Annotated in this window: 11 protein-coding genes and 2 pseudogenes; 6 read left to right on the top strand and 7 right to left on the bottom strand. The window is 68.5% G+C overall.

Translation table 11 applies throughout. From position 1 onward, the window contains the following. Positions 1-189: 189 nt before the first annotated feature. The 5 genes and pseudogenes from B277_RS20020 to B277_RS13145 form a co-directional block, all read right to left on the bottom strand. Positions 190-816: pseudogene (locus B277_RS20020) on the bottom strand (DDE-type integrase/transposase/recombinase); the annotation flags it as partial. Then, on the bottom strand, positions 813-1106 hold the full coding sequence (locus B277_RS13125) for a transposase (protein WP_007929009.1): 294 nt from the start codon (positions 1104-1106) through the stop codon (positions 813-815). The pseudogene B277_RS20020 and the gene B277_RS13125, both read right to left, overlap by 4 nt. 132 nt (positions 1107-1238) lie before the next feature. Continuing rightward, on the bottom strand, positions 1239-3206 hold the full coding sequence (locus B277_RS13130; protein ID WP_007929010.1) for a DUF262 domain-containing protein: 1968 nt from the start codon (positions 3204-3206) through the stop codon (positions 1239-1241). 1 nt (position 3207) lies between these two features. Continuing rightward, positions 3208-3663 carry a macro domain-containing protein gene (locus B277_RS13135; RefSeq protein WP_007929011.1) on the bottom strand — a complete coding sequence of 152 codons (456 nt, stop codon included), beginning with the start codon at positions 3661-3663 and terminating at the stop codon, positions 3208-3210. Positions 3664-4821: 1158 nt separating this feature from the next. Further along, positions 4822-5412: a DUF6642 family protein gene (locus tag B277_RS13145; RefSeq protein WP_128277153.1), complete on the bottom strand. Its 591-nt coding sequence runs from the start codon at positions 5410-5412 to the stop codon at positions 4822-4824. A 104-nt stretch (positions 5413-5516) separates the two neighbouring features. Between B277_RS13145 and B277_RS13150 the strand changes: the two genes are divergently transcribed. The 3 genes and pseudogenes from B277_RS13150 (at position 5517) to B277_RS13160 (ending at position 8523) form a co-directional block, all read left to right on the top strand. Further along, positions 5517-6386, top strand: a complete 870-nt coding sequence (locus tag B277_RS13150) for a T3SS (YopN, CesT) and YbjN peptide-binding chaperone 1 (RefSeq protein ID WP_128277152.1) — start codon at positions 5517-5519, stop codon at positions 6384-6386. Then, positions 6383-7849 carry a serpin family protein gene (locus tag B277_RS13155; protein WP_007929018.1) on the top strand — a complete coding sequence of 489 codons (1467 nt, stop codon included), beginning with the start codon at positions 6383-6385 and terminating at the stop codon, positions 7847-7849. The genes B277_RS13150 and B277_RS13155 overlap by 4 nt, the downstream gene beginning before the upstream one ends. A gap of 66 nt (positions 7850-7915) precedes the next feature. After that, positions 7916-8523, top strand: a pseudogene (locus B277_RS13160) (LON peptidase substrate-binding domain-containing protein). 36 nt (positions 8524-8559) lie between these two features. Here B277_RS13160 and B277_RS13165 read toward each other — a convergent pair. Next, on the bottom strand, positions 8560-10050 hold the full coding sequence (locus B277_RS13165) for a hypothetical protein (RefSeq protein WP_007929025.1): 1491 nt from the start codon (positions 10048-10050) through the stop codon (positions 8560-8562). Between the two features lie 676 nt (positions 10051-10726). Here B277_RS13165 and B277_RS13170 point away from each other — a divergent pair. Together B277_RS13170 and B277_RS13175 are read left to right on the top strand one after the other, a co-directional pair. Further along, positions 10727-11035 (top strand): putative quinol monooxygenase, encoded by a 309-nt coding sequence (locus B277_RS13170; protein WP_007929027.1) that lies wholly within the window; start codon positions 10727-10729, stop codon positions 11033-11035. 297 nt (positions 11036-11332) lie between these two features. Beyond that, a complete protein-coding gene (locus tag B277_RS13175) occupies positions 11333-11632 on the top strand; it encodes a hypothetical protein (RefSeq protein ID WP_007929037.1) in 300 nt (99 codons plus the stop codon). A 3-nt stretch (positions 11633-11635) separates the two neighbouring features. Here the strand turns inward: B277_RS13175 and B277_RS13180 are convergent, their stop codons facing one another. Beyond that, complete coding sequence (locus B277_RS13180; RefSeq protein ID WP_169330619.1) at positions 11636-12661, bottom strand: YeiH family protein; 1026 nt, start codon at positions 12659-12661, stop codon at positions 11636-11638. A 71-nt stretch (positions 12662-12732) separates the two neighbouring features. Between B277_RS13180 and B277_RS13185 the strand changes: the two genes are divergently transcribed. Then, a complete protein-coding gene (locus B277_RS13185; protein WP_007929044.1) occupies positions 12733-13623 on the top strand; it encodes a LysR family transcriptional regulator in 891 nt (296 codons plus the stop codon). Positions 13624-13902 lie beyond the last annotated feature (279 nt).

Consider the following 13902-nt stretch of genomic DNA (forward strand, 5'->3'; position numbering starts at 1 on the left):
TCTTCACGCCGCGAGCGATAGCCGCCCAGAACGTGACTCGGTCCTGCCGCCACGCGACCGAGGGCCGTCCCGGTGACGGGATCTGTCCTCGATACGCACGGACCCGCTTCTGCCGTGGGGTTGTTCCCATCGCTTCACCTCTCGATCAAGGTGTTGCGACGACCGGTTGAATTCGCCTTGCGAGCCTCGGTCGCTGTGCACGATGCACCCGGCCACGTCGGCGCCGTCAGCGGCGCGGCGTGCGACGGCTGAGTTCAGCGCGGTGACAGCCAGGTGCGACGTCATGCGTGAGTCGATGCTGTAGCCCACGATCCGCCCGGAGCAGGCGTCCTTGATCGCGCAGAGGTACAGCTTGCCCTCACCGGTCCAGTGCTCAGTAATGTCGGTCAGCCACACCCGATTCGGTGCCGCCGCGCTGGTGAAGTCATGCGTGACGCGGCCCACCTCGTCCTCGACCGCGAGCCGGCCATCGTGCACCGGTGGTCCGGGCCGCGGACGGGCCGAGCGCTTCTTCCCGAAGATCGACCACCAGGCGTTCGCTGAGCAGATCCGCCACGCCGTGCGAGCCGACATGCCCGTCCCGGCGTCGGCGGCTTCCTCGTGGAGGTATCGGTAACCGAAGGCGGGGTCATCACGGTGAGCGTCGAACAACGCGTTCGCGCGATGCGCCCACGCCAGCTCGGAGGCGGTGACCGGGGACGTGAGCCACCGGTAGTACTGCGTACGACACAACTTCAGCACCCGGCACGTCACCGACACAGGCACCCGGATCCGGGCTCCCTTGCCAGCCAGCTCGCGGACGAGCGGGAACATCATTTTGGGGGCAGGTTCGCCTGCGACAAGTACGCCGCCGCGCGCCGCAACACCTCGTTCTCTTGCTCCAGCAATCGGTTACGGCGCTCGAGCTCACGCAGCTCGGCTGCCTGCTCACTCGTCACGGCCGGCGCGGTGCCGTCCTCGACGTCGGCGCGTTTGAGCCAGTTGGTCAGGCACGACTCGCTGATCCCGAAGTCAGCAGCAATCTGCTTCAACTGCTGACCCGGCTCACGGTTGCGAGCGACCCGCACGACATCGTCACGAAACTCTTTGGGGTAGGGCTTGGGCACGGTGTCCATCCTTCCAGCAGCGTCCCTCGACGCCACAGATCAGATGTCACCTATCCGTGCAGCAGTCCCAGCCCCGGCATTTGGCAGTCCCGCTAGGTCGACATGGATGAAGCAATCTGGCTTGGTGAGGAGTCAGGGTGCCTGGTCCGCGTCGTCGGCTGGGTCATCTACCGTCGGTTCGGACGTTGACGGCCCTGTGGCTGGCCATCTCTCGGACACGGCCCAGGTCGTGAGTGCAGCGAGTCGCTCCTCGATGGCCTTAGCGGTCCAGCTGGGCCATTTCTCGGCGACCTCGCGTTCGCTCGCCAAGGCTGCTGTGAAGTAGCACGGGGGCTGCGTCTGACCGGTCTTGCCGCGTTTCTCGACGTACTCCTTGTTGCTGTAGGAGCTGTTGTCCATCGTCAGAATCAAGTTGCCCAGCGAATGCGTGTGACTCTTTCGCTCATCGTCACTGAAGATGTCCCGCCAAGACCCCGCGTAAGTGGGCGACGCTTTGTCGATGTCTTTCGGGTTGCGGGGCAGGATGTGCTCGGTGGTCTTCTCAAAGTTCTTCGTGAAGGTCTCGAACGGCTTCAGTACGGCGACCGTCTTCCCCTTCGACAGTTCGTACTCATAGAGGACATACTTGTGGGAGCTCCGCACATACCAGTTGGTCTCCACCGTGAGGTTGTTTCGCACGAGGCTGTCCGGTGCGTACTCCCAGGTCAGTGAACCGACTCGCGTGACGGCGTCACCGATTGAGGTCGATCCCTTAAAGACCTGATGCGCCAGACCAGCCAGAGCCTGCCTGCCCGCGCCGGATCTACGCGCGCAGATGGCAAAAACGCGTGCCGCGAAGGTTTCGCACGCGACGAGTACATCTGCGTAGCCGGCGGCGTTGCCGGGGGACGCCAGACGGGTCGCGAACAGTAGGGGGAGGAACTGAGCAACGACCCCGCTGCGGACAAGAGCTTGCGAGTTCCTGGACACGCGAGCGATGTCCGCGGGGTCGGCTGTCGACGATGCGAATGCTGTTGAGGTCCCCTCCAGATCGCGAAGGAACGCAGAGCATTGCCAGAGCTGGTCGACGTAGTCGGAGACGTCGTCGAACAGCCGCTGCCGCATTGCTTCTGGGTCGGTCCTGTCGCCTGCATCGTCATCGCGGAGGCGTTGAGAGCCGTGAACGTAGTGCGTACGTGGGAACTTCTTCTTGATCGACTCAGACCGCTCCCACAGGCGGATGTTCGGCTCCTGGGTGGCTAGCCAGTGTGAACGGAGGAGTCGGTCCTCGCTGTCGGACGGGAGTCCAGCCAGGTTCTTGAACACGCCCGACCATCGTTCGTTGATCAGATCCGCGAGCTTCGTTCTGCGAACGTCGTCGAGCTGGGACGCGAGGTAGAGAAGGTAATTCTTGATCTTCTCAAGATCGGTGAGGAGGATCCCGCGGTCGTTGAGCGTCTCGAAGATGACGCCCACTTCGGCAGTCGACTTGATCGGATAGACAAGCAACTGGAGACCGGACGTGAGGCGGCGCCGGAGGTCCAGCAGGCGCCCTGCGGCGACTTCAGGTGCTGCACCCTCCACGAGTTCCACGAGTCGCTGGTCAAAGAAGGTCGCGGCACGGAGCAACCTGCGTGCAGACGCGATGGGGTCACTGGGTGCCGGAAGGTCTTCAATGATGTGATCGCGCCAGAAGCCTCGGAGGTCTGTCCCTAGTTGGAGCCGTGGCTCCTGCGTGCCCAGAAGTTGAATGCGCACGAGGGCGCCGATCTGACGCTTGGCTTCGAGTACGCCATCAGCCAGTCCCTCGTCCGTGACGCCCTGAATCTGGTCGAGTGCCTTCGCCAGACGAGTCATGAGGATCGTTACGGTCGTGAGACGCTGCTGACCATCGACGACCTCGTACTCCTTCAGAGTCTCGCCAGCTGACGTGGTCTTCTTATGTCCGGTCTCTCGCAACACCAGCGTGCCGGCGAAATGTTCGCCATCGCCAAGCAGGTCAAGGTCGCCCCACAGGTCGCCAAGTTGCTTGTCAGTCCAAGCGTACGGCCGCTGGTAGTCCGCAATGACGAAGGTCTTGTCGTCGAGCGCCTTTTTCAGCGACTCGTGTTCCTGCGGCATGTCAGTGAATCCAATCTTCGGCTTGGCTCGCCAGCGAGCGAGCGATCGCGGCATAGGTGGGCTGGCCGAATGCGACCAGGCGGGCTTCATCAACAGCACTGGACGCAGCGTTGAGCGCCTCCACCGCCGCGGCGATTGCGTCTTCCTTCGGCCAGCCGTAGGTATCAGCACTGACTAGGGGGAAGGCGACACTGCGGGCACCGAGCTCGTCCGCGTGCCCCAAGGCACGCGTGTAGCGCGAGGTCAGGTGGTCTCGGTCGGTCTCGCCTGCCATCGTCCATCCGGTGTCGCCGGCGTCCAGTCCGTTGGGAAAGCGGGTGATGTAGTCCTCGGGGATCGCCGAGCCACCAGCCGTATGGATCGCCCCATCGACGCCTCGTATTCGCCGGTTTGCCGCGTTGACGACCGCATCCACCTCCTGGGTGGTGATGTCTCCCTCTACGACGGTGATCAACACGCCGGCAATACTAGTGGGAACCGCCGACAGCGCGAGGACGAGTTTGCGTTTCCCGAGCCTTCCTTCTTGACCACACCGCGCGTCCTCTTGGGCAGGTCAATCGGTGGCTGGTAGTCGTCGATGCGGTCGTAGACGTCGTAGTTGAGACTGCGCTCGGCGAGTTCTATATGCCCTTGGGTGGCGGCGACCTTGATCAGGTTGAGTCAGTTGACCTCGTCCTACGGCGCTGCCTCACAGGCGATCCCTGAGGCCACCTGGCGGTGTCGAGGTGGGACTGGGCTTGGCTGCGACAGCGACGATGTGGGCGCATGCGCTCGACGATTTCGTGGAGCTGGTTGCCCTCGGAGAGCCACGCCCACCCGTCCTTGCGGGGGTTGCTGATCGGCTTCCTGGCCACGAGACTGAGCTCGAGCTTCAGGCCGTTGATCCCGTCCGCTCCGCAAGCTTGGCCTCGGGCTCTCAGGAGGCGGAAGAGAGCTACGTCGACGAGGAGACCGTGCAACGTATAGCCGTTGTCGACAACGTTCTCCGGCGTGTTCAGGCAGCTTCTCGGTGCATGAGTTCGCCCGTGCGAGGGTCCGCGCCGAACCAGTCCCGGATCGTGCTCAGGTCGGTGCGCTCCCGGGACCGCTTGATGCCGGACGCCGCGGCGAGGTTGCGGTTGAAGACGCGCTCGGGGTGGAGCGAGAGATCGTCGACGGTGCGCCACGGGCCCGAGGTGCGGGTCGTTTCTCCTGCGGTTACAACGCCGCGTCTGCGGCTTCCCAGGCACCTGCTCCTTCGGTGTGTGCTCATCCTCGTTTCCAAGGTCACGAGCCTCTATAGGGCCGAGTGCGGTTCAAAGGTCGACGCGCAGGTCACCATAGCTTCGACGGTGGCGACCGCGCTATCGACATGATCGGCTGAAAGGTCGTCTAGACAGGGTGCGCAGAGTCCCTGTCCTCGACCGCCCGTGTGACTGCTGCCCCTCGTCGAGTGGCGCTGTACGGCCCTTCCTATTGGGTGGCAGGAGGCACGGTTCATGCCCGAGATGGACCTACCAGCCGAAGCACCCGTGACCGAGGCTTCACCCCGTCTGGAGACGGACGACGAGTTCGCAGCGGCGTAAGGCGAGTGATGGCGGAGGAGATCGGTGCAGTTGTTGTCCGCCGGGCGCATTCAAGCGGAATCGAGGGCTTGCTGAGCAACACTTCGAGATGAGGCCCACGTCTTGTGTGCCATACGAAGGCCGAGCCGCTGCGACATCCGAGGGTGCTCGCGCTCCATTCGTGTGTAGGCCGACTTTAAGTTGGTCGTGTACAGCAGATCGCGCAGGAGCAGGACCTCGAACGCGGCCGCCTCGACGAAGTCCACCGTCTTGGTGTACCCGACGACTGCCCTGGCGTTGGTGGCCCGACAGAGGTCTATGAGCTCTTGATCCTTGGCGGCCATCGTCGAGCACGAGGCGAAGAACAAGACCTTGTCCTCACACCTGCTCCCGAGAATCTCAGCGAACTCCTTGATCGTCACGCCTTCATCGCCGAACCAGAGCTGCCCACGAGCGCCGTGACAGACGAAGTAGCCGATGGGCATCGAGGTGAGCCGACGCCATTTCTTTGCATAGAACTCGAGGGCGTCCCTTGTCGCGACGTTGCGGTGGACGTAGGGGGTCCCTTCGCAGTCCTGGAGAAGGCCGAGCACTGGCTCGACGGTCCGTCGGTCGCGGGCAGGGCCCCATTCACCTTCGAAGCAGTAGATCCCTTGTGCCATGTATGAACACTTGTGGTCCCTCGGTGGGGTGTCAAACGCTCAGCCGGATCATTGTCGGTGGTCCCACCTACGCTGTGGAGCAGGTCGACGGAGGGGAGTGGCTGATGTTCGATCAGCGGGTCGAGGCAGCGTGGAGGGACTTCCACGAGCGTCTCGTGGTGGCCATCGAACGGTTCGGCGAGGGCGAGATCTTCCGGATCTCACTCGACCGCACGAGCGTCTACGAGGCGGGGGACGCTCCCTTCGTCGAGCTCAACGTCGTCCTGCCGCAGGTGCTCGTCGAGGTCGCCTCCAACATGACCTTGGCTCGTACGTGGCGCATGAGTCGCACCCAGCAGGCGAGGGTCCGCCGGCTGGGCATGGCGTGCCCGACGCGGCAGGAGCCGACCTACGGCAAGTACTACGACATCACGCGGCCCGACGAGGCGGCCGCTGCGGTTATCACGGCACTGCGCGAAGGGTTCGGTGTCCTCGACCCGGCGCTCCTCACCAGCCCGAGCCCCGTCCTGACTCCACCCACGCGCGAGCCCTGGGAGACCAGCCCGCTGCTCGCCGACGGCGCCCGACCCACCAGCCGGGCAGAGGTCAATGCCCTCGTCGCCATCGCCCTTCGCCCGCTCGTGGGTGAGGTGGACACCACGGATGACGGTGACGCCATCGTCCACTTCCCCGGCACGTCGATCCTGGTGCGGCCGTCGAGGCGCGCACCGCGCATCCGCATGTGCTGCACGCTGCCGCACCACGAGCGTGACCTCGACGAGGCCACCCGGATCGCCCAGCGGCTCAACGGGTGCATGCACGCGCTCAAGTTCGTCGTGCTCGACGACGAGGACTTCCTCGTCATGGTCGACATGCTCGCCAGACCCTTCGTGCCCGAGCACGTGCTGGAGCACGTGGAGCACCTCTTCCGGATCATCGACGGCTGGGAGGACGAGTTCCTCCCCGAGGCGCGCGATCGACAGGAGACGACGTGAGCGAAGCCACCACCACGACGAGACTGCGCTGCGACCGCTGCGGGTCCCACGCCACCCACCAGCGCGTCATGGGGATGCCCACCGCCGAGACGGCAGAGCAGGTCGCGGCCACGCCGTGGCAGCGGCTCGGTGGGTGTCTGATCGTGCCGGGCATGTGGACGGTCGAGTGCCTGACCTGCGGTCAGCGAGAGGCGGTCGAAGGGGGCCCAGCCGACCTCATGCCGGCGCCGCCACCCGACTGCACCGTCGCCCGGGCGATCACCCGGTACGCCGCTCGCTGCCGCGAAAAGCTCGGCCAGGCGACGACCTCCGTCGTCTCCCACGCCGGGCTGTGGCTGCTTCTCGCCTCCGTCGCTGAGCACGTCACCGGCGACGACCGCGCCGTGCTCGAGGAGATCCTTGGCATGCCGGTCGGGGAGGCGAGTGCTGCCGCACGTCGGCTGCTCGGCGCACCGCACCCGACCCTCGCTGCTGCGGCTGGAGCCTGGGTTGCGGGGGATGCGGTGACACCCGTCGGGGTGGAGCGGCCGATCCCTGACCAGGCCCGGCTGGATGCGTGGGCGTCAGAGCGCACACGCGGACTCATCCCGCAGTTCCCACTCGAGGTCACCGAGCTGACCCGCATCGTGCTGGCGACGGCGCTCGTCCTCGAGCCACAGTGGACCGAGCAGCTCACCACCGGTGGCGGCGGCCAGTGGTTGAGGCTCGGTGGGGGCCTGCAGACGATCGTCGAGACTGCCGCTGCCGGGGCCGTCCTCGTGGCCAAGCCGCACTCCGAGGACGGCATCGACGTCATCAGCGTGCGCGCTCACCCGAGGGTCGCTCCGGCGCAGGTCTGGCAGGCCGTCGACGAAGTCGTGGCGCTGCTGGACGACGGCGCGCTGTGGCACGGCGAGCGACCGCACGGGTTGCCGCGCCGGGGATTCGGCTGGCGGTCCAGGGCAGCGCGGGTGCAGATGACCGACTTGGCGCGCGCAGAGTTGCCGACCGACGCCTGGGGGAGGCCGCAGCAGTGGCGCAGCCAGGTGCCGTCGTGGTCGGCTCAGGAGACGCTCGACCTCACCGAGGCGCCCGGCGTCGCCGAGGCCGGCCACGCGATCCTGCCCGACGAGCCTGGCGCGGCGACGAGCTGCGTGCAGTCGGTGCGGGCGGAGTACGACGCCGACGGGTTTCGGGCGGCTGCGCTCACGGCGCTGGACCGGGTTGGGTCCGCGCCGAGCTTCGAGCAGGTGGACGTGGAGCGGGTCGATCTCGACTTCCGTGCCCCGCACGCCGTCGTAGCCGTCGCTCGCGGGGGAGCGTGGGAGGGCGTGCCGCTCGTCAGCGCGTGGGTGCCCGGACCCAACTACATGGACTCCGACGGGGAAGCCCTGGAGCTGCTGGCAGAGACCGACCCGGACGAGGCTGCCGCGCTGTCGGCCTACAAGGAGGCGCGGATGCGGGAGCGTGGCGAGATCGTGTGATGGTCGCTCACCAGCAGCCCAGGCCGGTCGTAGATGTGCGACGTTGAGTCCATGGACGTCCTGCCGATGTTCCCCCTCGGGACGGTGCTGTTGCCCGGGCAGCCCCTGCCGCTGCAGGTGTTCGAGCCGCGCTACCTGACGATGCTGCGCGATGTCGCGGACGGCGACGGGCGCTTCGGGGTAGTGCTCATCGATCGGGGCTTCGAGGTCGGTGGGGAAATCAGCGCTTCGCTGTCGGGTGCGTCGCGAGCATCGAGCAGGTCCGGCCGATGGGCGGAGGTCGGGTCGGTCTCATCGCTCGCGGGCAGGAGCGCATCGAGGTCGCCCGGTGGCTGCCCGACGATCCCTATCCGCGAGCCGAGATCACGCGCCTGCCGGACCTGACGTGGGCCGACGGCGACGCCCCGCGCCTGGCCGAGACCGAGCGGACCGTGCGACGCGCGCTCACGGTGATGAGCGAGTACCGCTCGCCGGCCCTGCCCGCGGACATCGAGCTGGCCGACGACCCGGTCACCCGCAGCTGGCAGTTGGCATGGATCGCCCAGCTCGGCGCCCTGGACCAGCTCACGCTGCTGCGGTCGTCGTCCCTCGGCGAGCTGCTCGAGACCACCGCGCGCCTCACGAGCGAAGCCCTCGAACTGCTGCCGCTCCAGTCACCCGACAATCCCGACTGACAGCCCCCCGGGCGGCGTCCGCTGCCGTGCTCGCCCTCAGCCAGCGTCGACGAAAAGGGGCCGCGACGCCTCACCCGAGGCCAGCACCTCACCCATCGTGCGGTACTCACCCCGCGCGAGCACCTCGTCGAGCTTCGCCTGGTCGACGAGGTGCGCCGACTGCAGCTCACCACCGGCGAACTGCAGCAGCGACCCGACCGGCAGCGCCAGGTAGGGGCCAAAGGTGCGGTCGCACGCCTGCAGCTCGCCCGCGTCGATGTTGCGCAGCGCGCGCTCCTCGTCGGTCTGGGCCGACGGTGTGACGATCGACCACCCGGACCGCCGCGTGCCGTCGGTGAGGGTGTCCGTGCCGGGATCGAGCTCGTAGCGCTCCATGATGAAGGCGCTGGGCTCACCCAGGACGATCGCGTCGAGCGCGGCCGACTGGATCGCGATGGTCTCGGTGGCCCTGACCGGCGCCGCGTCGACGCCTGCCTGGCGAGCCTTTTGCACCTGCTCGACCTGCCAGATGAGGGCGCCGGTGAGGTCGTCGGTCGTCCTCTCCCGATAGGCCTCGGGAGAGGAGAAGTCCGGCGTCGTGACGAGGAGGACGCCCCCTTCGTCCGTGGCCTCGAGCGTGTACGGCGCATACGACATCTGCAGCCGGGCGCCCGGCTCCAGCGGACCGGCCGCGCCGGCGGCGAAGGCCATGAGGACGCTGCCGGCGAGCGGCGCGAGCTGCGGGTGGGTCCGCGCGCGCAGGGTCACGCCGTCGACGACCTCTTCGATCGTCTCGGTGGTGGGTGCCGCCGGGCTCCTCTCGCCGATGGGAGCGCCCGCGCCGCGACCGTCGGCGTCGAGCAGTTGCCGGTCCGCATCGGTGACGGTGCCATCGGCGGACCGCGTCGCCCAGGCGCCGACGAAGCGGCCGCCGGCGACCCGCGCCACCGTCCCCGTGGGCAGCGTGAGCAGGGGCACGAGGTAGGGGGCCGACTGCACGAGCAGCCCGGCGAGGACCTCAACCTCCTTGTTGCGCAGGAAGGACTTCTCGGCCGTGCGCACCAGCCAGCCGGAGTCGTCCTCCGACGTCGACGGGCGCCGCACGAGGACGAGCTCGTCGGTCCGGCCCTTTTCGACCACCGTCAGGGCCGCCTTGGTGAAGTGCACCCGCATCGACAGGTCGATCTCCTCGCCGTCGACGTCCGCGCGGCTGAGCACGTCCGCCTGGGCGGCCTCGATCCACAGCGCGAGCGTCAGGTCGTCGGTCGTGGCGTCGACGAAGTCTTCCGCCGCGTAGTCCGGCGCCGTGATCGCGAACTGCGTCTCCCGGTCCTGCCGCAGCTGCCAGAAGGTGAAGCCCACACCGGTCCGCAGCCGGTCGCGGGTCTCGCCGGCCTCCTGGTAGCGGCGGTAGCGGTCGACGACCGGCCGGGCGAAGGGAGCCACCTCACCCGCGCAGCGCAGCGTCGCCACGGTGCCACCACCGAGGTCGACGGCGGGCTGGGGCTCGGGCTGGGTCGACGGGAGGGGGAGCGGGAAGGTCGTCATGAGCGACAGCCTTGCGGCCCCGGCGACCCGCGTACAGGGGGAGCGCTCCCCGCATGTTGGCTGAGGTGCGACGAAGGAGCCTCGAAGCCATTCGACCCCCGAGCGTTGTCGGTGGCCGCACCTGGTGTTGACCTCGTCGGTGGAGGACGAAGGGGAGTGGCGATGAGTGATCTGACGAAGAGCACGAGCAGCGGCCTCGGTGCGGGCCAGCTGGCCGAACTGACCCTGCGGGGTCTAGAGCAGTGGCGGAGCGCGCCCGGCAAGAGTCACTGCGCACCGGTGGCTCCGGCCCCGGGTGGCCGGGTCGGAGATCCTGCCCGACGATGCGGTGACCGGCTGGACCGGGGCCCGCACCCCGAGTGGTGACTCGACGAGCTGCTCTAGGGCGTCAGCCGCGACCTCGTCCCTTGTTGCGCAGCGGCAGGGTGAAGCGGTCGAGGTCCTGCCCGATCGTCACCTTGCCGCGGTAGCCCTTCTGCGCATCGCGGCGGCATTGGTTCTTGTCGACCTTGGCCGCGCCGAGCCCGGCCCCCCTTCACGCCGATCGCCTCGTGCACGAGCAGGTCCGTGCGCTCGGCCATTTCGATGAGGCCCTGGTGATGTGGGGGCAGGACGTGGCTGTCGGAGGGCGACGCGCTGCACCTGATCTGAACCATGATTCACATATAGTGGACCCATGATCAACGTCGTCGCCCGCATCTCCGCCAAGCCCGAGTCCACCGACGCCGTCGAGGCCGCCGTCGCCGCGGCCCGCGGCACATTCCTCGCCGACGAGGGGTGTCTGCGCTACGACCTCCAGCGCGTCGCCAAGAGCGAGGGTGACTACATCCTCCTCGAGGCCTACGACTCCACGGAGGCGCTGAAGCGGCACGGCGAGATGGACGCCTTCGCTGACTTCAGCCAGGCCGTCGCGCCGCACCTGCTCGCTCAGCCCGAGGTCATCGTGCTCTCGCCCGTCGGTGACCAGGTCGATCTCGCGGTCTGAGGTCAGCCGCGCCTGGCCCGTTCGGCGAAGACGTCGAGCGCCGACGTCACCTGCGGAGCCGCCCACCCGACGTCGACGCTGCAGGCCCACCGCCTTGGTGACGACGCCAGCGTCACGCCGGCGCGCGATGACGGCGTCTACGGCCGGCTGTGACAGACCCAACTCGCGCTGAACCATCGCCGATGTGATCGCTGGCTGCCGAAAGAGCAGCGCCGGCCAGATCGCCACCGTCCGGCGGGCCCAGATCGCCGACACCCAGCCCTCTGGATCTCGATGAGGTCGCCGTCCCGGTGTGTCATGTACCAGCAGGCGCAGGAGGGCGGCGACTTCGAGTACCTGCCGGGGCTGCGCTCCGGCGACGACGAGAACCATCCGAGCGTCCAACGAGTGCTGCAGGGAGACCGGACCAGCCTGCAGGTCCTGCCCAGTGCTGCCGGCACCCTGGCCTTCTTCCGCGGCGAGTGGGCCCTGCACCGGGTGACCCCGATCAGGGGTACGAGGCCACGGATCAACTCTGTCCTCACCTGCGGTGAGCGTCCCGACATGGTGCTCAACGATCTGACCTCCGAGTTGTTCTACGGCCGCACGTCGACCTGAGCGTCACGCCCCCCAGCCCACAAGCAGGACCAGCGCCAGCGAGGTGCCTGCGGCGATGATCGTCGAGATCGTCGCGAGGGTGAGCACCTGCAGCGGCAGCGGCCACAGGTCACGGGCGCGGATGCCCATGCCGAGGCCGTACATGCCGGCCGCGAGCAGCAGCGTCGTCAGCACATCGGCGACCGACAGGACCCCCTGCGGCAGCAGGCCGCTCGTGCGGACCGCGACGGCGACGACGAAGGCGACGATGAACCACGGCACAAGGGGGGTGGTCGCTCCCTTCGCCCCGGGGGTGGTGCGGGCGAGCACGGCCGACAGCGGTGCGAGCAGGGCGACCCGGCCGAGCTTGACCGTCATGGCCAGCGCCACGGCGGACGTGCCGATGAGCGAGCCCGCCGCGGCCACCTGCGCGACCTCGTGGATGCTCGCGCCGGCCCAGATCGCCGCCTGCTCATCGCTCAGGCCGATGACTCCCGCGAGCCACGGCACGGCGGCGATCATCGCCGAGCCATAGAGGGTGACCATGGCGACGGCCAGGGCCACGTGCTGCTGCCTGGCCCGGACGGTGTCCTCGACGGCGGCGATCGCCGCGGCGCCGCAGATCGAAAATCCCGTGGCGATGAGCAGGACCAGCCCCTCCTCGAGGCCGAGGCGACGACCGATGTATCGCGTCCCCGTGAAGGTCGCGAGCACCGTGACCGCGATGACGACGAGCCCGCTCGGGCCGATCGAGACGATGTCGGCGAAGGGGAGGCGCAGCCCGAGCGCGGCCACGCCCAGCCGGAGGAGGAACTTCGTGGCGGCGTCGTGACCGGCGATGGCCGGGAGGGTGCCCAGGCGGCTGTTGACCACGACCGCGCCGATGGCCAGGGCGATGAGCAGGGGGCCGAGCAGCGGGACCACCGTGCTCAGGGCCAACGCCGTTGCGGCAGCGGCCAGCGGCGCGACGAGCGTCGCTGCCGACCGTCGCTCCCTGAGGAGCTTGCGCAGCAAGCGTCTCGAAGGGGGCCGTCCGGTCATCGTCTGCATGACCACCACGGTGCCCGTCATCGAGGCCGTCCAGTAGACCCCGGTTACGCCACAGGTCATAGTCTTTGGCTATGGCTGAGCTGCCCGACCTCGACATCGAGACCCTCCGGCTGGTCGTCGCCGTGGACGACACCGGGAGCCTGAGTGCGGCCGCTCGGGCGCGCGGGCTGAGCCAGCCGTCGGCGAGCGCCCGGGTGCGGGCCTTCGAGGCGCGCTGGCAGCTGACCCTGCTCGACCGCACCCCCCGAGGCTCGAGGCTGACCACCGACGGTCAGGCCGTCGTGGCCTGGGCACGGCAGGTGCTGCGCGAGGCCGACACGATGCGCTCGGGTCTGGCCGCGCTGCGCGGGGCCAGGCGGGGCGAGGTGAGCGTCGCCGCGAGCCTGACGATCGCCGAGCACATCCTGCCGCGCTGGCTCGGCGAGCTGCGTGAGCGGCTCGAGGTCCACCCGCAGCTGCACGTCGTCAACAGCGACCGGGTGGCCGACATGGTCCGCAGCCGGCTCGTCGACATCGGCTTCGTCGAGACGACGATGACAACCCCGGGTCTCGAGCACCGCGTCGTCGGCACCGACCGGCTCGTCGTCGTGGTGCCACCCGGTCACGCGTGGGCGCGCCGGCGCTCCCCGCTGACCGCGCCCGCACTCGGCGCGGCCGAGTGGGTGCTGCGCGAGGAGGGCAGCGGGACCCGCAGCACCTTCGAGCGGGCGCTCGGGCGGCGGCCGACGGTCGCGCTGCAGGCGGGCTCGACCGCCGCGCTCCTCGGCGCCGTCCGTGCCGGCCTCGGGCCGGCGGTCGTGTCGGAGCGGGCCGTCGCCGCCGAGGTGGACACCGGAGCACTGGTCGTCGTGCCGACGACCCTCGACCTCGACCGTCCACTGACAGCGGTGTGGCGCAAGGGTGCTCGAATGAGCACCGCGACGGCGACCCTGCTCGCCGTTGCCACGGACTCGGCGGGCTGAGCCACCCCTCGTCCCCCGGCGACGGGTAGCGGCACCGTGGCGTAGGCGGCGCACCCCGCCCACGGTGGCCGGACCAGGACAGCACTGCGGTGGGCTGCCCGGATCGCCGGCGGGCTCGTGGCCCTCCTCGTGTTCCTCCACCTCGCGCAGGGAGTCGTCGACACCCCTCAGATCGCTGGCGCAGGACGACGCCCGCGAGATGGTCACCCGCCTCGAGACTGCGAGCTGCAGCACGTCGACGAAGCGGCCATGCCGTAGCGGTCGACGACCTGCGAGACT

Origin of the sequence: Janibacter hoylei PVAS-1 (assembly GCF_000297495.1) — a bacterium.
GTDB lineage: Bacteria > Actinomycetota > Actinomycetes > Actinomycetales > Dermatophilaceae > Janibacter > Janibacter hoylei.